Consider the following 21,203-nt stretch of genomic DNA (forward strand, 5'->3'; position numbering starts at 1 on the left):
AAGCCCGTTGACGGCAAATGGGCGCGGTGACGAATGCGAAACGAACCTATAGTGTGCTTGATATGAGTGACGTCAACACCGAGACCCAGGCATCGAAAACATTCAACGCCGAAGCCTTTGCCATGAATATTGCGAAGGCGATGGAGACGAGCGGCCAGGCGCTCGCGGCCTATCTCAAACCTCGCGAGAACGGTGAACCAAAGGACAAGCCGCCCAGCGAAATCGGCGAGGTCGTCAAGACCTTCACCAAGGTGGCGGAATACTGGCTGACGGACAAGGAGCGCGCCGAAGCCCTGCAGATCAGGATGGGTAAAGCATATCTCGAGCTCTGGGGCTCTGCGATGCGCCGCATGGCCGGCGAACAGGCCAAGCCTGCGATCGAGCCGTCGCCGCGCGACAAGCGCTTCAAGGATCCGGAGTGGAAATCGAATCTGTTCTTCGATTTTGTGCTGCAGCTCTATCTGCTCACCGCGCAATGGGCGCAAGAGCTGGTGAAGAACGCCGAAGGTGTCGATCCGCACACGCGCAAGAAGGCCGAGTTCTACGTTCAGCAGATCACCAACGCGATCGCGCCGTCGAATTTCGTGCTTACCAATCCGGAAGTGCTGCGCGAGACGCTGGCCTCCAACGGCGACAACCTCGTTCGCGGCATGAAGATGCTGGCTGAGGACATCGAGGCCGGGCGGGGCATGCTGCGCATCCGGCAGTCCGATCCGACGAATCTCGAAGTCGGCGTCAACATGGCGACGACGCCTGGCAAGGTGATTTACCAGAACGAGCTGATGCAGCTCATCCAGTACACGCCGACCACGGAGACGGTGTTGCGCACGCCGCTTCTGATCGTGCCGCCCTGGATCAACAAGTTCTACATTCTCGACCTCAAGCCGGAAAAATCCTACATCAAATGGTGCGTCGATCAGGGCATCACGGTTTTCGTGATCTCCTGGGTCAATCCGGACAAGGAGCTCGGCAAGAAGACCTTCGACGACTACATGAAGGAAGGCCCGCTCGCCGCGATGGATGTCATCGAAAAGGTGACGGGCGAGATGAAGGTTCATACCGCAGGCTACTGCGTCGGGGGCACCCTGCTCGCCTCGACCTTGGCCTGGCTCGCCGAGAAGCGGCGCCAGCGCGTCACCTCCGCGACGTTGTTTGCGGCGCAGGTCGACTTCACCCATGCCGGCGATCTGCTCGTATTCGTCGACGAAGACCAGATCGCGACGCTGGAGCGCGAGATGGAAGCACGGGGCTTTCTCGAAGGCAGCAAGATGGCGATGGCCTTCAACATGCTGCGTTCCAACGACCTGATCTGGTCCTATGTCGTCAGCAACTACCTGAAGGGACAGCCGCCCGCCTCCTTCGACCTCCTGCACTGGAATTCCGACGCCACGCGGATGCCCGCGGCCAACCATTCCTATTACCTGCGCAACTGCTATCTGGAGAACCGGCTCTCCTCCGGCAGCATGGTGCTCGACAACACGCTGCTCGACCTGTCGAAGGTCAAGGTACCCATCTACAATCTGGCGACGCGCGAGGACCACATCGCGCCGGCGGACTCGGTGCTCTACGGCTCGCAGTTCTTCGGTGGCCCGGTCAGATATGTGCTGTCCGGCTCCGGCCACATCGCAGGCGTGGTCAACCCGCCGGCCGCGGGCAAGTACCAGTACTGGACCAACGACAACATCAAGGATGTCACGCTCGCCGACTGGCTGAAGAACGCCACCGAGCACAAGGGTTCGTGGTGGCCCGACTGGCTGCAATGGCTGGAGGGCATCGACCCCGAGCGCGTGCCCGCACGCGCCGTCGGTTCCGAGGAGATGCCGCCGATCGAGGACGCGCCCGGCAGTTACGTCAAGGTCCGCGCGTAGCGCGGCCGCGGGCAGTTGGATATAACCTGATATCCCGTGCCGGGAATCGAAATCGATTGAGGGGAAACCGATGACGCAACCAATCACGCGTGAATTGTTCTGGCTGACTCTGACCGTGATTTTGACCGGGCTGATGTGGATCCCCTACATCATCAACCGCTGTCAGGTGCGCGGCCTCTCCGGTGCCATGGCCAACCCGTCGCGCAACGACAAGCCGCACGCGGATTGGGCCAATCGGCTGATGTTCGCGCATGACAACGCGGTCGAGAACCTCGTGATCTTCGCACCGCTGGTCTTGATCCTGCACGCGATCGACTATTCCGACAGATGGACCGTGCTCGCCTGCGCCGTCTATTTCTGGTCGCGTGTCGCGCACCTTATCGTCTACACGCTGGGCCTGCCGGTATTCCGCACGCTGGCCTTCACCGTCGGCTTCCTCGCGCAAGCCGTGCTGGCGCTGGCGATCTTCAGGGTGGTTTGAGGCCTTCCACACACGAGACCCCAGGCAACAACCCCGGAGCTCGGCTCCGGGGTTTTTCATTGGCATCTCTGAAACCGCGCTCAGTATTTCGCAACGACTGGCGAATTGAAGTGGTAGTTTATGCCGGTGCGGAAGATATGCTCGGTCACCGAACGGGTGGTCGTTGCCGGAGTCGCGCCGATAATGAAATTGTCTGAGGTGGAGCCGAGATCAACATAGAGATATTCGGTCTTGGTGGTCCAGTTAGGGCCGAGCAATCCAAGCAGGGTGAACGGGGTTTCGATGCCGGCACCCGCGGTCCAGCCGCTCCTTGTCGTCTCGAACGTGTTCGACACCACGCCAACGAACGAATCCGTCGTGACGCGAGTCTTGACGTTACCATAGGCATAACCGCCCGTCGCATAGAACAGTGTCGGTCCGACCGAATAGCCAAGGCGGCCCCGAACAGTGCCGAACCACGGTAGCTTGGCATCGTAAGCCGCGAACAAGCCCGCGCTGCAGGTCAACACGCACGTCTTGTCGTCTTGCAGGCTCGATCCCTGGATATCGGCCTCAACACCGAATACCCAATTGGCCGCCTGCCAGTTGTAACCCGCCTGCACGCCGCCAACGAAACCGTCGGGGGCCAGGTTGAAGGTGTCCACGAACGGACCAAGCGGCACGTTCAGTGAACTCCGGTCACGGCCGTAGCCGGACCCGAAATTGCCGCCGAGATAGAAACCGCTCCAATTGGCCGCGGCCACCGGCTGATAATTCGAGTTACCGCCAATCCGGTAGTTCAAGCCGGCGCGGAAAATGTGTTGGCGGATCTCGGTATTGACATTGCTTGGGGCGAACAGCGGCGCGGTGAAATCCGTCCTGTTGCCGAGATTCAGGTAGAGATGTTCGATCTTTCCGGTCCAGTTGCCGCCCAGCGCAGCCTCGACACCACTGCCTACGGTCCATCCACCCTGGAGGCGATCGGTTGAAAACGTCGCCGCAGCCGGACCCGGTACCGACTGAGTTATCGTCGTGTTGACGTCGCCATAGGCAAAGCCGGCCGTGACGTAGCTCAGCACCGGTCCCTTGGCCAGGCCGACACGCCCGCGAACAGTTCCGAACCAATCGAGCCTCTGGCTATAGTTCGTAACGAGCAGACCCCCAAAATTCAGATTGGTGCGGTCGTCGCTGAGGCCGGCTCCCTGGATATCCGCTTCAACACCAAAGACGATCGGCCCGAGTACGGAATTGGTCTGCCAGTTGTATCCGATCTGCCCGCCACCGAGCGGGCCTTCGGGCTGCAGGTAAAGCGAATAGTTTTGGCCCGGAAACGGCTGATGTTGAGTGCGGTTGCGTCCGAGCCCCCCTCCAGCGTTGACGCCGACGTAGAAGCCGGTCCAGTCGTAGACGGCTGCCAGTGCCGGGGCTTTGGTGTAAGGTCGCGCGGCCAGGTCTGCAGCGATCGTCGGAGCTGATCCCAGACCAGCGAGAGCGGTGGCCAGCAAGTACTTTTTCATTTTCATGTACGGCATTTCCAATCCGGCGGCCCCAGCCCTTCCCGACAGACGTGCTGCCGGTACTCGAACCGTATCTTTACTGGTTTCTTGTCCCCGATTCTGTAGCTCGGCCGCCACAGGGTCCACGAATTCCCCGCTTGATTAGCGGGGGAATTCGATGCCCGGCAGCTCACCGTCAGTTGTTTTTTGAGCCACGACGAACAGCATCGACGCCATCTTGTCGTCGAAGCCTTTGACTTCGCCGCGCTCCATCAACAGCGAGCTCCAGTTCCCCGCCTCGGCATAGGTGGCACGCAGCCAATCCTGCGAGGGATAGTTGTAGTAGCGATCGAGCGTGTCGCGCCCGCCGGCCTCGCCTTCTTTATAACTGGCATAGAACACGCCACCCGGTTTCAGCGCGCGCCGAATCCGTGCAAGTATCTCCGCAAGCTCTGGCCTGGGCACATGAAGCAGGCAGGCATTGGCCCAGACGGCATCATAGGCTTCGATCTCGTCGAGCTCATGGAACAGCAGCGTCTCGACGGTGCGGCCGAGATGCTTTGAGGCGATGGCCGCCATTTCCGACGATCCGTCGGTAGGTCGGACATCGAACTCACGCGCCAGCATTTCCGCGGTGTCGCCGCCGGCGCCGCAGCCGAGTTCGAGAATGGAAGCGCCCGGCGGAAGCTGCGCCAGAAACGCCGTCAGCCGCGCCTGGCGCGAGGTGAACGTACGCTTGGCATAGGCCTCGGCGTTATCGCGGTAGAATTGCAGCGTCACTTCGTCCACTGCAGCACCTCACGGAAATAGCGCGATCTGCTCCAGCCCGGCCGTCTCGGGTAATCCGAACATCAAGTTCATGTTCTGGATCGCCTGCCCGGCCGAGCCCTTCACCAGGTTGTCGAGCGTGGAAATCACGATCGCCCGGTTCTTGATGCGGTCCGGGACGACGCCGATCTGCACATAGTTGGAGCCGCGCACGTTCTGGGTCTGCGGCAGCACGCCCTTCTTGACGACATGCACAAACGGCTCGTTGGCGTATGCCTTCTCCAGTGCGGCCCGCAGATCGTCCGGCGTCGCGCCACGGTTCAGCCTGACATAGGACGTGCAGAGTTCTCCGCGCGCCATCGGGATCAGATGCGGCGTGAAGTTCACCGTTACCGCTGAGCCGGCGGCGACGCCGATCTCCTGCTCGATCTCGGGCGCGTGCCGGTGGGTGCCGACCGAATAGGGCGACAGCCCCTCGCCCGCCTCGCTGAACAGCGTGTTCTGCTTCAAGCCGCGCCCGGCGCCGGTGACGCCCGATTTGGCATCGATGACGATGTCGTCGACGTCGATCAGTTTTGCCTTGGCGAGCGGCACCAGCGCGAGCAGCGCCGCGGTCGGATAACAGCCGGGACAGGCGACCAGCCGGGCAGACGTGATCTTCTCCCGGTAGAATTCGGTGAGGCCGTAGACGGCTTCGCCCTGCAGTTCGAGCGCCCGGTGCTCATGGCCGTACCATTGCGCATAGGTGTGCTTGTCGCGCAGCCGGAAATCGGCGGACATGTCGAGCACCTTGATCCCGGGGTTGGCCCTGAGAACCGCGGCAATGATCTCCTGCGTGGTGCCGTGCGGCAGCCCGCAGAACACCGCGTCGAGCGTGGTCCAGTCAACCTTCTCCCATTCAATGAGCTTCGGTAGGTCCAGCATGAAGAAATGCGGGAACACGTCACCCATCGACTTGCCAGCGTGGGTGTTGGCGGTGAGCGCGGTGATCTCGGCATTCGGATGCCGCGCCAACAGGCGCACCGCGTCGGCTCCGGTGTAACCGGAGGCGCCGAGAATGCCGATCTTCTTTTTCGAGCTCATCACGCGTTCCTTTCTTCAGGCGTCGTCGTTTGCTTGTCTTGTACCGTAATCGCCGCGAATGCCAGCGGCCGTGCCGCGCGCATCAGGGCTGCGATTTCGCGCGCGTCGGCGTCGCCTTGCGAGGCGAGCGCCTGGGCCAGCGCGATGTGGTCGGCGTCCGACTTGTGCTGGTTCAGCTTGAAGCTGCCCTCCACCTCTTCGATCGTCATCTCGAGTCCCACGATCGCCTTCTTCATCGCCGCCAGCCGCCCTGCCGTCATCTTCGACGACAGCCACGGCTTCTTAGGCAACAGCCGCTCCTCGAACTTCGCGCTCAGCGTCTCGATCTGCGCGGCGAGCTCATCGTCCAACATCACCCGCACCGAGCCGGTCAGATGCACGGCCTGATAGAGCCAGGTCGGCACCTGATCCGGCGAGACGTACCAGTCCGGCGACACATAGGTATCGGTGCCATTGACGGCCAACAGCCACGGGGTCGCGCCATCGGCGAGCTTCACCAGCGGATTTTGCCGCGCAACGTGAAACGCCGCGCGTGGCGTGCCGTCATTGGCTGAGGTCAGATAGAACGGCAGCGACGAGGCGGTGGGCTTGTTGCCATCCCACGCGCAGGCAAGGCCAAAGCCGCGCGCTTCCGCGAACGCGAGGCTCGCGGCGCGGTCGGACTTGAACGGTGGTGGCGTATACATCTCAAACTCCTGCTTGACGTAGGAGCCGCCAGTTCAGATCGCGATTTCTGGGAAAGGAAGAAGCCGCGGGACCCGATCCGGCGGCAGAGGCGACAATCCTAAACGCAGACGTCCGCCCATACCGCGATGATGGCGCGGCGGCGGCGAGCGATGGAGATGGTCGAAGCGATAGTCATGGGCGCGCCTATAAGGCCGCGCCCGGCTGGCGTCAAGTTATTCCAGTCATTCCGGGGCGCACGCGAAGCGGGCGAACTACGATGTGCACCCGCACATCGGAGAATCTCGCGCCACAACCTCCAGATTCCGGGTTCGATGCGGCGCATCGCCCCGGAATGACACTTCGTGTCAAATCACCGGATTCCACGGCGCCGGAATCAGCCGATAGCCATTGCCGTCCTTTTCGACAAAGCCGTTGGCCGGAAATGGATAGTGGAAGCCTTGGACCCGCATCTTGTCGGCGACCAGCATGTCGTAGACCCGGCGCCGGGTCTTTTCTGCCAGGGCCGGATCCTGGTCGAACATCAGGTGCCACCCCGGGTTGGTGACGAACAGTGCGGGGTGGTTGGTGACGTCGGACTGGATGAACACCTTGTCCGAGCCGGACGCGAGAACATAGGAAGTGTGGCCCGGCGTGTGGCCGATGGTTTCCACCGCCGTCAGTCCAGGCGCTACTTCCTTGCCCCACTCATAGGGCGTCACCTTCTTTTTGAGCCCCGCCTCCAGCACACGGCGGACGTTCTTGAACACGGTCTGCATCCGCCCCTCGGGCGCCCGGCTCATCTCGCCGTCGTCCATGAAGTATTTCCACTCCGCCGCCGGCACGAGCACCTCGGCATTGGGAAAGGCAGGCGTGTTCTCGGCGGTCAACAGACCGTTGATGTGATCACCGTGGAAGTGCGAGATCACGACGATGTCGACCGCCTTGGGGTCGAAGCCGGCGGCGATCATGTTGGCGCCGAACTGGCCGACATTGCCCTTGCTCGATGCAAAGGCCGCGGCGCCGTTGCCGGTATCGACCACCACGAGCTTGCCGCCGGTATTGATGACCAGCGGCGCGAACTGGATCGACATCTTGTCCTTCGGCATGAAGGCCTTTTCGAGCGCCGCGTTGACTTCGTCCTTCTTGGCGTTGAGCACGAACGTGTCAGGCAGCGCGAAATTGTTGACGCCATCCGAAATCGCCGTCACCTGGGCATCGCCCACCTTGTAGCGATAGAAGCTCGGCGCCTGCTTGTCCGCCACAGGGGCAGCCGCCTCGGCGGGCGCCTGCGGCAACAGCGGCATGGCGGCGAGCGCGGCCGCTCCGGTGAGTGCGTGACGACGTGTCAGTTCCATAGTGATCTCTCCCAGTGAGACGATGGATGCGATGGAGGGAATTGAATGCGATGGAGGGAATTCTTCCGCTTGGCGTGCCGTTAGCTTTGGTTGCCGCTGGTTCTACTAGCGCCCTTACGTTAACGGGACGACACTGAAACGACGGCAACGTGAAGATGGCTCCGGTATGCCGAGCACATTGTTGGGGCTAACACCCCCGACATCAGCTTATTCCAGTGTGTCCTACGCCACCCGCCACAGCCATTCGGCGAGTTTGCCCATGACGTCGCCGACCAGTAGCAGAACGGCCGACCAGACCAGCGCCGAGACGAAATTGGCGATCTGGAACGGCCAGTAGGACATCTCGAAGATGCCGGCGGCGAGCGGCACCGAGGCCCGCAGCGGGCCGAAGAACCGGCCGATGAAGATTGAGGGCACGCCCCATTTCTTGACGAAGTCTTCGCCGCGCAGCAGGATTCCCGGATAGCGCGACAGCGGCCACATCTCTGCGACGTGCTCCTTGTATTTGAAGCCGATCCAGTAAGAGACCCAGTCGCCGAGCGCCGCGCCGAGGCCGCCGGCGAGCCAGACCGGCCAGAAGCTGATGCCGCTGACGCCGATCAGCGCGCCGATCGCGACCAGCGCGCCCCAGGCCGGAACCACCAGCGAGACGAAAGCCAGCGATTCGCCGAATGCTAGCACCAGGACGATCGGGGCGGCCCAGACCTGATTGTCGCGCACGAAATCAGCCAGAGCACGCACATAATCATCCATTCCGAGCCCTTTCCGCCCCGATTCCTGTCTTTGAACCTTCTACCGGTTCCGCTGGGAAGAACAGGTAAGCCAGCCGCTTCCGCGACATCAAGTCACAAAGCCGGGGCCGGCGCGTGAACCCACACCGTATGGGCAAGAGACCTGAGCCAAGGATCTGAGCCAAGGATCTGAGCGATGCGATCAGCTCTGGGGCGGCGGTGGCCTGCGTGGGCGCGTCACCACGCGCAACCAACACACGGCGCCGCGAGTGCGACGGCCAACAGCAATCTGATCATCGGATTTGTTCCCCCTGCCCGCCGCGACCTTCACGCAACCCAAAGGTGAACGCAAGTCCGCTCACCTCGATCGGCTTAGTTATTGTTAATCGGACGCAATCCCCTTATTGGCTGCCGCTTCCCTGAAGGGTGCACCCGGACCCGCCTCGGCGGTCACTTTTTGAGCCCATCCGTGGCATAGTCACAGCAACCGATTCGCTGCCGCGCGCTGCGCGCAACATCTAAAGAGCCATGTCCAAATCATTGAAATCAGCTACAAAATCAAAGCCCGCCAACGACCTTTTTGGCGCGGAACCGAAGGGCCGCGTTGCGCCCAAGGCCGCGTCGCGGGCAACTAGTGCCGAGGCCGGCTATACCGCGGCCGATATCGAGGTGCTGGAAGGCTTGGAACCGGTGCGCCGGCGCCCCGGCATGTATATCGGCGGCACGGACGAAAAGGCGCTGCACCATCTGTTCGCGGAAGTTATCGACAATGCCATGGACGAGGCGCTCGCAGGGCACGCCTCGTTCATCGAGGTGGAACTGAGCGCCGACGGCTTTCTCACCGTTACCGATAACGGCCGCGGCATCCCGGTCGATCCGCATCCAAAGTTTCCGAAGAAATCCGCGCTTGAAGTCATCATGTGCACGCTGCACTCGGGCGGCAAATTCGACTCCAAGGTCTACGAGACCTCGGGCGGCCTGCATGGCGTCGGCGTCTCCGTGGTCAACGCCCTCTCCTCGCGGCTCGAGGTCGAAGTCGCGCGCAGCCAAAAGCTCTACCGGATGAGTTTTGAGCGCGGCCACCCTAAGGGCAAGCTCGAAGACCTCGGCAAGATCAACAACCGCCGCGGCACCCGCATCCGCTTCAAGCCGGACACCGACATTTTCGGCGCCAAGGCGGCCTTCAAACCGCAGCGCCTGTTCAAGATGACGCGCTCGAAGGCCTATCTGTTCGGCGGCGTCGAGATCCGCTGGCGCTGCGATCCCGCGCTGTTGAAGGGCATCGAGGACGTGCCGGCCGAGGACAGTTTCCACTTCCCGGGCGGCCTGAAGGACTATCTCGCCGCCGCCATTCACGCCGATACGCTGGTGCACCCGGATATCTTCTCCGGCAAGTCGGGGCGCAACGGCGCCCATGGCGCCTGCGAGTGGGCGGTCGCGTGGACCGCGGATGCCGACGGCTTCCTCTCCTCCTACTGCAACACCGTGCCGACGCCGGACGGCGGTACCCATGAATCCGGCATGCGCAGCGCGTTGCTGCGTGGCCTGAAGGACCACGCCGAGCGCATCGGCCAGGGCAAACGCGCCGCGCCCGTCACGTCGGAAGACGTCATGGTTGGAGCTGCGGTGATGCTGTCCGTGTTCGTTCGCGAGCCAGAATTCCAGGGCCAAACCAAGGACCGTCTCGCCACGGCGGAAGCGCAGAAGATCGTCGAGCAGGCGATCAAGGACCCGTTCGACCACTGGCTGTCGGGCAATCCGCTGCAGGCCAACAAGCTCCTCGATTTCGTCATCGAGCGCGCCGACGAGCGGCTGCGCCGCCGCGCCGAGAAGGAAACCTCGCGCAAGACTGCGGTGAAGAAGCTGCGCCTGCCCGGCAAGCTCGCCGACTGCACTAATACGGCGACCGAAGGCTCCGAGCTCTTCATCGTCGAAGGCGATTCGGCCGGCGGCAGCGCCAAGCAGGCGCGCGACCGCAAGACCCAGGCCGTGCTGCCCCTGCGCGGAAAAATCCTCAACGTCGCTTCTGCCGGCAAGGACAAGCTGACCCAGAACGCTCAGCTCTCCGATCTCATGCAGGCGATCGGTTGCGGCACCGGCGCGCATTACCGCGAAGAGGATCTGCGCTATTCGCGCATCATCATCATGACCGACGCCGACGTCGACGGCGCCCATATCGCGTCATTGCTGATCACGTTCTTCTACCGGCAGACTCCGCGCCTGATCGACGAGGGCCATCTCTATCTGGCGGTGCCGCCGCTCTACAAGCTCACCCATGGCAGCAAGTCGGTCTATGCACGCGACGATGCACACAAAGACGCATTGTTGAAGAGCGAATTCAACGCCAACGCCAAGGTCGAGGTGAACCGCTTCAAAGGCCTCGGCGAGATGATGCCCGCGCAGCTCAAGGAAACGACCATGGACCCAACCAAGCGTTCGCTGCTCCGCGTGGTGCTTCTGGCCGACGACCGCGAAGGCACGGCCGATTCTGTCGAGCGGCTGATGGGAACCAAGGCCGAGGCCAGATTCGCCTTCATCTCAGACAAGGCGGAATTCGCCAGCGACGAGCTGCTGGACGTCTGACTCATCAGAAAAGGCGATTTTCCGGCGATCTTCGGCCTATTTGGCCAGTCATTGCCGGAATTTGCTCATTTTTCGGGCTTTTGCCGGTCATCCTTTTCGGCCCAGTGTGCTCCCCCCGCAACAGCATTTTGGCTGGAACTGCGTATAGTCACGTTACTGGATTTTGGGAATCGGCGCTCGCGCACTCCGTTAGAGCGGTGGCGCACCTAGGTAAGGGACTTGAAATGAAAAAGGTACTGCTCGCTCTGACCGCGGTGGCGGCAATGACTGGATCGGCCGTTGCGGCTGACCTCGGCGCCCGTCCCTATGCCAAGGCTCCGGCTCCGGTCGCTGCTGCATACAACTGGACCGGCTTCTACATCTTTGGTGGTGCAGGCGGCGGATTGTGGGCAGCCGACAGCAACGTAGTGAGCACTGGCGTTGTCGGACCGTTTGGCGCTTTTGGAGCCGCCGGAACTGCCCTGACCAGGGATCAGCGCTTGGGCGGCAGCGGTTGGTTTGGAACGGTCGGTATCGGTTACGACTGGCAGTTCGGCGGCCGCTGGGTGGCTGGTATCTTCGGCGACGGACAGTTCGGCGACATCCGTGGCTCGCTGAGCGATCCATTCTTCTTCATCGAAGGCCGCGAAAAGCTTCGCACCAGCTATGCAGCCGGCGTGAGACTCGGCTATCTCGTTGCGCCGAACGTGCTCTCCTACGTCAACGGCGGTTATTCCGGTTCGGAATGGTCGGGCTCGAGCCTCTCCACCATGGCTCCTGGCGGCGGTGCTACGTTTGCCACCACGGACTCCTTCCAGCGCAACGGCTGGTTCATCGGCGGTGGTGTCGAGAACAACCTGGATATTTTCGGAATCACTGCGCCCGGCTGGTTCATGAAGACCGAGTACCGCTCGGCATTCTACGACCGCGCTACGCTGCCGGAGACGCTTGGTCCGGGAGCCGCTCCCTTCGTCGGTCCGACGGGTACGGCCGTCACCTTCAAGCCTTGGGTGCAGACCATCAGCACCTCGCTGGTCTACCGCTTCAACTGGGGCGGCGCTCCGATCCAGGCCAAGTACTGATCTTTGCCAAGCTAATTCAGCAGCTCAAAAGCCCCGGCATTGGCCGGGGCTTTTTTGCGTCTGCGGGGTGCCGCACCCACCGACCGGTCACGAGTGATGGCGGCGGCGATCGCCAGCGTGAGCGTGAGAATGACCGTCCGGGGTTCATGATGACCCTTGAGATGGCGACGCCGCGAATTCCGGCCTCGCGAAGCCGGCTGGCTGTATATTAGATTCGGAAGCTACGGCTGCCACCGGCAACGGTTTCCTGTCGGGGTTGTTATAGATCCGCGCGTCGTCCCAGAGGTCGAAAAGGCAGCAGGAGGAAATCCATGGCCCGATCGCTTTCGATCATCGGCTTTCTGGCGCTTGCCATCGGCCTGTTGTGGATCGGTCAGGGCACGGGCGCGATTCGCTGGCCACCTTCGAGCTTCATGATCAACCAGCTGCAATGGGCGGGATATGGTGCGGTGCTCGGCGCCGTCGGCCTGATCCTAATCTGGCTAGGCAACCGCTAGGCGTGGGTTTCTCGCTCGTCATGGCTGGGCTTGTCCCGGCCATCCACGGCTTTAAAAATCGGCGGCAAAGAAGACGTGGATGCCCGGGACAAGCCCGGGCATGACAAGGAAGGAAACACAATGGCAGCAACACTCTTCGATCTCACCGGCAAGGCAGCCATCGTCACCGGCGGCAATGGCGGCATCGGGCTCGGCATGGCCCGGGGCCTCGCAGAGGCCGGCGCGGCGATCGCCGTGGTGGGCCGCAACGAAGCGAAGTCGGCCGACGCGGTCGCGGAGCTTACGCAAGGCGGTGCCAAGGCGATTGCGGTTGCGGCTGATGTCACCGACAAGGCAGCAGTCGCCGCCATGATCGAGCGCGTCGTCCGCGAACTCGGCCGCATCGATATCCTCGTCAACAATGCCGGCATCAACATCCGCAAGCCGCCGCATGCACTGGATATCGCCGAGTGGAATAGCGTGATCCAAACCAACCTCACGAGCGCCTTCCTGTGCTCGCAGGCGGTCTATCCGGCGATGAAGGCGGCCGGCGGCGGCAAGATCATCAATATCGGCTCGATGATGTCGATCTTCGGCGCCAGCTTCACGCCAGCCTATGCCGCAAGCAAGGGCGGCATCGTGCAGTTCACCCGCTCCTGCGCCTGTGCCTGGGCAGCCGACAACATCCAGGCCAACGCCGTGCTGCCGGGCTGGATCGACACTGATCTCACCAAGCGCGCCCGCCAGGAGATCGACGGCCTGCACGACCGCGTGCTGGCGCGCACGCCAGCGGCGCGCTGGGGCGCGATCGATGACTTTGCAGGGATTGCCGTATTCCTCGCCTCGCCCGCGTCGGATTTCGTCACCGGCACGGCTATCCCGGTCGATGGCGGCTATTCGATCATGGGATAGGCGGGCTGCTTGTTAGGAAGCCCTTAACGCTGAAGCAAAACCGATTCGCCTTTAAGGTGATTTCCCGGCGCCCAACCTCGCAGCCAAGTCGCTGAGACTTCGGTTTTTTACCCGCCTCGGACCCGAATATCGACCGCGATCCGGCAATCTATTGGTGTGGCAGTGCGAAGTTGCACGACTGTGGCGCGTAGGTGACAGCACTCTTGCGAATCCTGGGCTATGTTGCGTCAGCATCAATTGCTCGCGTTACTTGTACGGATTGGGGAAATCATGAAGAGAATTGCTCTCGCCGCCGCCGCTCTGGCCATCGGCACCGTTAGCGCCTCGGCCGCCGATCTGGCCGCCCGGCCTTACACCAAAGCTCCCGCGCCAGTCGCTGCCGTCTACAACTGGACCGGCTTCTACCTGGGTGCACAGGTCGGTTACGCCTGGGGTGACAACAGCACCACTGAGTTCGTCACCGCAACGGGCCTGCCCACTGGCTTCACTCAGGGCTTCAACACTGATGGCTTCGTTGGCGGTGGTCACATCGGCTACAACTGGCAGGTCGGTCAGTTTGTCATCGGTCTCGAAGGCGACCTTGAAGGCGCCGACATCAACGGCGGCTATCGCCTCATCCCCAGCCTCGATGGCACGGACTTTCGGCTGGATGCTCAGGCCTCTATCCGTGGCCGCCTCGGTGTGGCCTTCAACAACTCGCTGCTCTACGTGACCGGCGGTGTGGCTTGGGCGGATATGGAGCACACTTACGTCAACGCGAACACCTTCTTTGAAACCCACTCCACCACCCGCACCGGCTGGACCGTGGGCGCAGGCTGGGAATACGGCTTCACGCCGAACTGGTCGGCCCGTCTTGAGTACCGCTACACCGATTTCGGCACTTTCCGGAACGCCTCTGTGTTCTCGTTCCCCGGATTCACGTATGAACATGATCCGGTGTTTCACACGGTGCGTGGCGGTATCAGCTATCGCTTCGGCGGCCCGGTCGTCGCCAGGTACTGATACGGCTACCTGATAGCCCTCGACAGCTCAAAGCCCCGGCATCATCCGGGGCTTTTTGTTGCTTTCTGCTCGCTGGAATGCCTGCTGCACCCATCGTCCGCTAGGCTCGGATCGGCGACTGCACATGCTCGGGGCGTACGCCGAGCCCTACAAATCGCGCTGTGACGCCCTGCAGCCAAGGGATGGCGGTAACGAGGCGCATGACAAGCGGAGCCTTCAGCGGCTGGTTGCCCGGCTTCAGCGCAGCGTTCACGATGTTGTTCTGCACGACGACCTGCATCCGTTGCGTCATCCGCACCGGAAACGCGCGCCGCCGGCGCACCGCGTCGAGTTCATCTTCCGACGGGCAGCCGCTCACCAGCTTCGAGGCCAGCAGATTCGCCGTCGCCACGGCATCCTGAACCGCGAGGTTGACGCCGACGCCGCCGATCGGCGACATCGCATGCGCGGCGTCGCCGATGCACAATAGTCCCGGCCGCGTCCAGCGCTTCAGCCGGTTGACCGCAACCGTCAATAGCTTGACGTCGTCCCAGCTCTTTACCTCGGAAAGTCCCGGTTTCAGGACCGGCGCCATGCGCGCGATGTCGTCGAGCAGTGCGGGCAGCCCCCTCGCCTTCACCGCGTCGTATTGTCCTTTGGGAATCACGAACGCGCATTGCCAATAGTCGCCGCGGTCGAAGGTCACCATCATCTTGCCGGGATCGACCCGCGCAAACAGGTTTTCGCCTTCACCTTCCCGCTTGCCGGCGCGAAACCACAGGACGTCCATCGGCGCGCCGATTTCCTCGACCTCAAGGCCAGCGCGTTCGCGCACCAGCGAATGGCGTCCGTCACAGGCAACGGTCAGGTCGGCCTCGATGTCGATAATGCCATCCGGAGTCTTCGCCTTCACGCCGGTGACGCGCTCACCGTCTCGAATGAGATCGATCGCTTCCGTCGACATCATCACCTTGAGCGAGGCGAACCGCTTGCCGCTTTCGCGAAGAAAGTTGAGAAAATCCCACTGCGGCATGAAGGCGATGAAAGGATATTTGACGTCAAGCCTGCTCAGATCGGCGATCCGCACCGCTTCCCCGCCGAACATACCTTGCATCTTCTGCAAGCGCTGGTGCGGCAGTTTCAGGAAGCCGTCGATCAGCCCGAGCTCGTCCATCACCTGAAGCGTCGAGGGATGCACGGTGTCGCCGCGAAAATCACGAAAGAAATCGGCGTGCTTCTCCAGTACCACGACATCGATCCCGGCGCGGCCCAGCAGATATCCGAGCATCATTCCGGCCGGTCCGCCGCCGACAATGCAGCAACGTACTTTCATCGCTCGCTCCTGTCGCCGATTTGTCGGCGAGGCAAGTCAATCACGTTGTTCCGGACCGGCAAAGCCAAATGCGGTGCGAAAACCGCTCCGCAGAAAATCCAATTTGCTGAACAGGCGCAATGCGCCGCGAGAACGCCGACACGCATTCACCTGTCATCGCCCGGCTCGACCGGGCGACCCAGTTCCAGAGGCAGCAGTAATTGAACCGATAAGCCGCAGCGTACTGGATGCCCCGCCTTCGCGGGGCACGGTGACGTCTCAGACCCTCATGGTGAGGAGCGCGTCTTCGCGCGTCTTGAACCATGTGGCACTGATGCGGCCGTCAGCGCCTAAAACTCTTGATTTCCGACACGCTGCCGTCGCGATAGGTCAATTCGACGGAGACCGATTTGGTCGCCGGCGCGAGCTTCAAATAGGGCTGCGCGTCGTGCGGAATGACGCTGGGATCGCGCGTGTTGCAAGGCGGCATTTTCAGCACCTTGTCGGGCACCGCACTGTCGATGCCGACGCGCACTTCGCGGATCGCGCAGCGGTACGACATCAGGTGCGTATAGTAGACCAGAAGCCCGTTGTACTCGCGGAACGACAGCCAGCTCGTCGCGGTCATGTCGAGAATCTTCCGCTGGTCGCGGATCAGCGCAGCCTCGGGATCGAACCGGATCGGGAACGGCCCCTGCAACTCGCCATTGGTGTCGACATAGCGCACCTGGATGACGGCCGCCGGCGCATCGGCCGGCAACTCGACCGACGGGTTGGGCATCCGCTTTCGAGTCCGCGGGTCGAGCGTATCCATGAAGCCGGTCTCGCGGAAATCGCCGCTATCGCCGATCCGCCAGGAAATGCCGAGCGTCGGATCGGCGATCGAGAACACCACGGTCCAGCCGCCATTGTGACGCGAGAACATCGCGATCGGCGCGTTCACGGAATCGTTCTGCGGCTGCAGGCGTTGTACCGGCGGCAAGGCTGCAAGCTTTTGCAGCGGCTCGGCGGACGTCGCAGCGTCGGGCTGGCCCTTGACTATGCCGTTCAGGAACACGTCGTCGACCATCTGGTCGAAGTAAACCGGGATCTGTTTGTGACGGACGGTCTCCGCCAATTCGCTGACCGCCCGCCGCGTGCGCTGCGCGACCTGAACGAGGTTCGCGCCGGGTTGCGTCAATTCCTTCGCGAAAGTTCGCGTGAACACCGAATTGGGGTTGGCGTCGTCATTGGAGAGCCGGTCGAGCGCCGTCTGCCGTGGCCCCGCCGAGAAGATCGAGAACACGCCTTCCGGCAATTGCGTCATCGGCGCGAGACCGCCGCCGCCGGCAACCGCACGCGTACCTGCGCGCTCGAACGGATTGTTGCGGCAGGCATCGAACACCAGGATCGCGGTGCGCACCTTCCGGTTCTGCATCCGCTCGATGATCCGGTCGGCGAGGATCGAGGCGTCGCGGACCAGCTCTTCCTGCCCTTCGGTCGCCGCCGGCACGTCGGTCGGCAGCAGGAAATTCTGGCCCGCGATTTCAAAACCGTGTCCGGCATAGAAGAAGAACGCGGTGTCGCCGGCGTCGACCGCCTTGTCAAAGGCCAGCAGCGTCTGGCTGAACGCCTGCCGGTTCTGGTTTTCCGCCACCATCACCGTGAAGCCGAGTTGCTTGAGCGTATCGCCCATGGTGCGGGCGTCGTTGACCGCCTTCTGCAGCTTGGGCACGTTCCGGTAGTCGTTGTTGCCGACCACGAGCGCGACACGTTTTTCCGCATGGGCGGGCGCGGTGGATGTGATGCAACTCGCTACAATGGCCGTCGCGGCCAGGAGTCTGGAAAGCCAGGAGGTCATCGAATTCCCCACACGCACGAATCGTCCTGTTTGGGCCGTGCAAACCGCTTCATGCCATAGTCGGCACGTCATTGCCCACGGTTCAACGGTGTCGATCTATTGCGAATCCCGCGGCTCGATTTGACGGCCAAATGACGGTTTTCGCCCTTATTTGTGCGAAAACATTAAGCTTTTTCGACCATATTGCTGTTCCCAGATTGACTTTGGCCATTTCGACCCTATGTTCGCGCTCAACGCGGCCTTGGATCGAAACGCGATTCCCTAGGTTAGCCGCTCGTCTGCGTGAGTCAGAGCCCCCAGCTTTTCAAAGCGCGCCGTTTCGGGGCAAAACGCGACAGCCTTTTTACCCTCGATTCCGAACGGCGGTGTCGACTAGAGGCTCAATGTCTTTTTCCCATCTCGGTCTTTCCGATAAGGTCCTCGCCGCAGTTGCGGCCAGCGGTTACACCACCCCCACTCCCATCCAGGAACAGGCGATCCCTCCCGTTCTGGCCCGCCGCGACGTCCTCGGCATCGCCCAGACCGGCACCGGCAAGACTGCCGCCTTCGTCCTGCCTATGCTCACGCTTCTGGAAAAGGGCCGCGCCCGGGCACGAATGCCCCGCACCCTGATCCTCGAACCGACCCGCGAACTTGCGGCACAGGTGAAAGAGAATTTCGACAAGTACGGCGCCGGACAGAAACTCAACGTCGCGCTTTTGATCGGCGGCGTCTCGTTCGGCGACCAGGATTCCAAGCTGACCCGTGGCGTCGACGTCCTGATCGCAACTCCCGGCCGACTGCTCGACCACACCGAGCGCGGCGGGCTCCTGCTCACCGGCGTCGAACTCCTGGTCATCGACGAAGCCGACCGCATGCTGGACATGGGCTTCATCCCCGATATCGAACGCATCTGCAAGCTGGTGCCGTTCACGCGACAGACCCTGTTCTTCACCGCGACGATGCCGCCGGAAATCAGCCGCATCAGCGAAACCTTCCTGCACAATCCCGAGCGCATCGAAGTATCGAAGCCGGCGACGACAGCGACGGGTGTCTCGCAATTCCAGGTCGGCTGCGGTCGTGAGCCGCACCAGAAGCGCGAAATCCTCCGCCGCCTGTTGCGCGACGCCAAGGATCTCAACAACGCGATCATCTTCTGCAATCGCAAGCGCGAGGTCGCCGTCGTTTACAAATCGCTGCAGAAGCACGGCTTCAGCGTCGGTGCCTTGCATGGCGACATGGACCAGTCGGCGCGCACCGCGGCGCTCGATCAATTCCGCAAGGGCGAGATTCCGCTGCTGGTGGCCTCCGACGTCGCCGCCCGTGGTCTCGACATTCCCGCCGTCAGCCACGTCTTCAATTTCGACGTGCCGCATCATGCCGACGACTACGTGCATCGAATCGGCCGGACCGGCCGCGCCGGACGCGCCGGCACCGCGATTTCGATCGTCACCTCGCTCGACAATAAATCAATCGCCGCGATCGAACGGCTGATCGGGCAAACCATTCCCCTCGCTGAAGACGATTACACCGTGCACTCGGACTCGTCCGAGGAAGGCGATAAGCCGCGCGAACATCGTTCACGCGAGGGCTCCCGAGAAGGTTCGCGCGGCGGCCGCAAGCCACGGCGCGATCGCGAACCGCGTGGCGAACGCGAGCCGCGACAGGCCAGAGGCACGGACAAGCGCAGCGACAAGAGCGCCGATCGTGAACCACGGCATGCCAAAGGCGCAGGCCGCAGTGCCGCTCCGCAGCCGGAGACCGCCTTCTCGCCGCCCGCCCCTGCGCAGCCTTCGCGCGTTCCCTCGATCGGGCGACCCGAACCGCGGCGCGCCCACCGCGACGTCGAATCGGAGCCCGCCGATCACTCGCACCTTCCTGCATTCCTGTTGCGGCCCGTTCGCGCCCGCGCCTGATAAGCGTAGATCCCGACGGCCGGAACTGTTTACCGGCCGTTCATCCTCCTCCGTTAACTTGCGGCGATAATTTAATCATTGCTGCACGGCAACGACCGGCGCTGCTCGCTATTGGGGACGGATCAGTGGTCAAGCTGCTGGACGAGCACGAACGCACGATGGCGTTTGCCGAAGTCGCGTTGAGCCAGATCAAATCCCTCAGGCAGACCGCCGTCCCACGCAACTATGAAATCTGGTACGTCTACGCGACCGGATACAATGCTCCCCTCAACAAGATCATCAACGAGACGTTGGCGCGCAACGGCACGCTGAGCGAGTCCGATCTCGAACAGATCTACGAAACCTATCTCTCCCACATCAAGGCTTCCGACCGCATCGACAAGGTCGGCGCGCGTGTGATCGGCGAGATCGACGACGTGATGACCCTCATCACCGAGGCGCTCGGGATGTCGGAGAGCTATGAGGCCAAGCTGAGCGGCGCGAACGAAAAGCTTAGGAGCGCCAAAAACCGCGATCAGATCAAGGCGATCGTCGACGGCCTGGTGAAATCGACGCGCGAGATGCGCGAGATCAACAAGGCGCTGGAGAACCGGCTCGCGCTGTCCAAGACCGAGATCAGCAATCTTCAGCACAGCCTCGAAGCGATCCGCGCCGAGAGCTTGACCGACCCGCTGACTGGATTGGGTAATCGCAAATATTTCGACCGCTCGATCGAGATGGCGGTGCAGACGGCGCTGGCAAGCGGCGAACCACTGTCGCTGATGATGTTCGACATTGACCATTTCAAGTCGTTCAACGATTCCTACGGCCACCTCACCGGCGATCAGGTGCTGCGGCTGGTGGCGATGTCGCTGAAGCAAACCATCAAGGGTCAGGACATCACTGCCCGCTATGGCGGCGAGGAATTTGCGGTGGTGCTGCCGAATACCGGGCTGCGTCAGGCGCTGACGGTCGCTGACCACATCCGCCGCGCCGTCATGGCCAAGGAATTGAAGAAGAAATCGACCGGCGAAATTCTCGGCCGCGTCACCATCTCCGCCGGCGTCTCCATGCTGAAGTCAGACGACGACACGGATTCGCTGATCGAGCGTGCTGATGCCTGCCTCTACGCCGCCAAGCGCAATGGCCGCAACCGCGTGGTCTGCGAAGTCGACCCCGAATACGCCGCCGAGACCCGCAGCCAGGTCGCCTAACGCCAGCTATTTGCGCGGCGCCTTCCTTGCGCCCGTGGCCTTCCGCTTCGCAGGCCGCTTGCCCGCAGCCTTCCCGGACACCTTCATCTTGACCGCCTTGCGCGCCTTCGGCCGCTTGCGCAGGGCCGCGCGCTGCGCCGCTGCCAGTGCAGCCCTCGCCCATTCGGCCAGTTCCTCGGAGTCGTCGAACAGGCGCGCCGGCAATTGCCAATACGAATTCACGGTGACTGTCTTGGCCCGCGTCTGATACTGAAACGGCGCCGAGCCTTCCGCTTCGAATTGGGGAATGGTCTGTTCATCGGCGCGGAAATAGAGGCCGGCGCGCAGCGCCAGCGCGAAATTGGTGCCATCGGCGGAGATACCGTAGCCGGAAAACATCCGGCGGATGGTGACCGGGCCGAAATCGGCAAACAGGTCGATCAGGAAATCGCGGTCCATGCAAATCCTGCAGCGGCGGACGGAGCAGTTCCGGGCCAGTGATAGCAGAAGTAATTGGAACGGAACACAACAGAGCCAATTGAAT

At 62.3% G+C, this 21,203-nt stretch carries 18 protein-coding genes; 9 read left to right on the plus strand and 9 right to left on the minus strand.

The window, feature by feature from the left end; genetic code table 11:
- Positions 1–62 precede the first annotated feature (62 nt).
- Entirely contained in the window at positions 63–1,868 is a 1,806-nt protein-coding gene (locus RX328_RS26805; RefSeq protein ID WP_213247340.1) for a PHA/PHB synthase family protein, read from the plus strand.
- A gap of 82 nt (positions 1,869–1,950) precedes the next feature.
- Positions 1,951–2,349, plus strand: a complete 399-nt coding sequence (locus RX328_RS26810) for an MAPEG family protein (RefSeq protein WP_213247761.1) — start codon at positions 1,951–1,953, stop codon at positions 2,347–2,349.
- Between the two features lie 80 nt (positions 2,350–2,429).
- Here RX328_RS26810 and RX328_RS26815 read toward each other — a convergent pair whose 3' ends face one another.
- The 6 genes from RX328_RS26815 to RX328_RS26840 all read right to left on the minus strand — a co-directional run bounded on the left by RX328_RS26815 (position 2,430) and on the right by RX328_RS26840 (position 8,449).
- Positions 2,430–3,845 carry an outer membrane protein gene (locus tag RX328_RS26815; RefSeq protein WP_213247763.1) on the minus strand — a complete coding sequence of 472 codons (1,416 nt, stop codon included), beginning with the start codon at positions 3,843–3,845 and terminating at the stop codon, positions 2,430–2,432.
- Between the two features lie 141 nt (positions 3,846–3,986).
- A complete protein-coding gene (locus tag RX328_RS26820) occupies positions 3,987–4,613 on the minus strand; it encodes a class I SAM-dependent methyltransferase (RefSeq protein WP_213247342.1) in 627 nt (208 codons plus the stop codon).
- Positions 4,614–4,622: 9 nt separating this feature from the next.
- Complete coding sequence (argC, locus tag RX328_RS26825) at positions 4,623–5,675, minus strand: N-acetyl-gamma-glutamyl-phosphate reductase (RefSeq protein ID WP_213247344.1); 1,053 nt, start codon at positions 5,673–5,675, stop codon at positions 4,623–4,625.
- Entirely contained in the window at positions 5,675–6,361 is a 687-nt protein-coding gene (locus tag RX328_RS26830) for an FMN-binding negative transcriptional regulator (RefSeq protein WP_213247345.1), read from the minus strand. The genes argC and RX328_RS26830 overlap by 1 nt, the downstream gene beginning before the upstream one ends.
- Before the next feature lie 345 nt (positions 6,362–6,706).
- Positions 6,707–7,696, minus strand: a complete 990-nt coding sequence (locus RX328_RS26835) for an MBL fold metallo-hydrolase (RefSeq protein WP_213247347.1) — start codon at positions 7,694–7,696, stop codon at positions 6,707–6,709.
- A gap of 222 nt (positions 7,697–7,918) precedes the next feature.
- Entirely contained in the window at positions 7,919–8,449 is a 531-nt protein-coding gene (locus tag RX328_RS26840) for a DedA family protein (protein ID WP_213247350.1), read from the minus strand.
- Between the two features lie 506 nt (positions 8,450–8,955).
- Between RX328_RS26840 and parE the strand changes: the two genes are divergently transcribed.
- From parE to RX328_RS26865, 5 genes are all read left to right on the plus strand, one after another.
- On the plus strand, positions 8,956–11,010 hold the full coding sequence (parE, locus tag RX328_RS26845; RefSeq protein ID WP_213247352.1) for a DNA topoisomerase IV subunit B: 2,055 nt from the start codon (positions 8,956–8,958) through the stop codon (positions 11,008–11,010).
- Positions 11,011–11,234: 224 nt separating this feature from the next.
- Positions 11,235–12,071 carry an outer membrane protein gene (locus RX328_RS26850; protein WP_213247354.1) on the plus strand — a complete coding sequence of 279 codons (837 nt, stop codon included), beginning with the start codon at positions 11,235–11,237 and terminating at the stop codon, positions 12,069–12,071.
- A gap of 311 nt (positions 12,072–12,382) precedes the next feature.
- Positions 12,383–12,568, plus strand: coding sequence for a hypothetical protein (locus RX328_RS26855; protein WP_213247356.1), 186 nt, complete (start codon positions 12,383–12,385; stop codon positions 12,566–12,568).
- A 120-nt stretch (positions 12,569–12,688) separates the two neighbouring features.
- Positions 12,689–13,459, plus strand: coding sequence for an SDR family NAD(P)-dependent oxidoreductase (locus tag RX328_RS26860; RefSeq protein WP_213247358.1), 771 nt, complete (start codon positions 12,689–12,691; stop codon positions 13,457–13,459).
- A gap of 270 nt (positions 13,460–13,729) precedes the next feature.
- On the plus strand, positions 13,730–14,461 hold the full coding sequence (locus tag RX328_RS26865) for an outer membrane protein (protein WP_213247360.1): 732 nt from the start codon (positions 13,730–13,732) through the stop codon (positions 14,459–14,461).
- Positions 14,462–14,561: 100 nt separating this feature from the next.
- Here RX328_RS26865 and RX328_RS26870 read toward each other — a convergent pair whose 3' ends face one another.
- Both RX328_RS26870 and RX328_RS26875 read right to left on the minus strand, forming a co-directional pair.
- Positions 14,562–15,773 carry an FAD-dependent oxidoreductase gene (locus RX328_RS26870; protein WP_213247362.1) on the minus strand — a complete coding sequence of 404 codons (1,212 nt, stop codon included), beginning with the start codon at positions 15,771–15,773 and terminating at the stop codon, positions 14,562–14,564.
- A 322-nt stretch (positions 15,774–16,095) separates the two neighbouring features.
- Positions 16,096–17,592 (minus strand): caspase domain-containing protein, encoded by a 1,497-nt coding sequence (locus tag RX328_RS26875; protein WP_213247364.1) that lies wholly within the window; start codon positions 17,590–17,592, stop codon positions 16,096–16,098.
- 383 nt (positions 17,593–17,975) lie between these two features.
- On the opposite strand from RX328_RS26875, the gene RX328_RS26880 reads away from it, so the two are divergent.
- Together RX328_RS26880 and RX328_RS26885 are read left to right on the plus strand one after the other, a co-directional pair.
- A complete protein-coding gene (locus tag RX328_RS26880) occupies positions 17,976–19,487 on the plus strand; it encodes a DEAD/DEAH box helicase (protein ID WP_213247366.1) in 1,512 nt (503 codons plus the stop codon).
- A 125-nt stretch (positions 19,488–19,612) separates the two neighbouring features.
- Positions 19,613–20,680, plus strand: coding sequence for a GGDEF domain-containing protein (locus tag RX328_RS26885; RefSeq protein WP_213247368.1), 1,068 nt, complete (start codon positions 19,613–19,615; stop codon positions 20,678–20,680).
- 6 nt (positions 20,681–20,686) lie between these two features.
- Here the strand turns inward: RX328_RS26885 and RX328_RS26890 are convergent, their stop codons facing one another.
- Entirely contained in the window at positions 20,687–21,118 is a 432-nt protein-coding gene (locus RX328_RS26890; protein ID WP_213247370.1) for a TfoX/Sxy family protein, read from the minus strand.
- Positions 21,119–21,203 lie beyond the last annotated feature (85 nt).

The organism is Bradyrhizobium sp. sBnM-33, from assembly GCF_032917945.1.
In the GTDB taxonomy this organism is placed as follows: domain Bacteria; phylum Pseudomonadota; class Alphaproteobacteria; order Rhizobiales; family Xanthobacteraceae; genus Bradyrhizobium.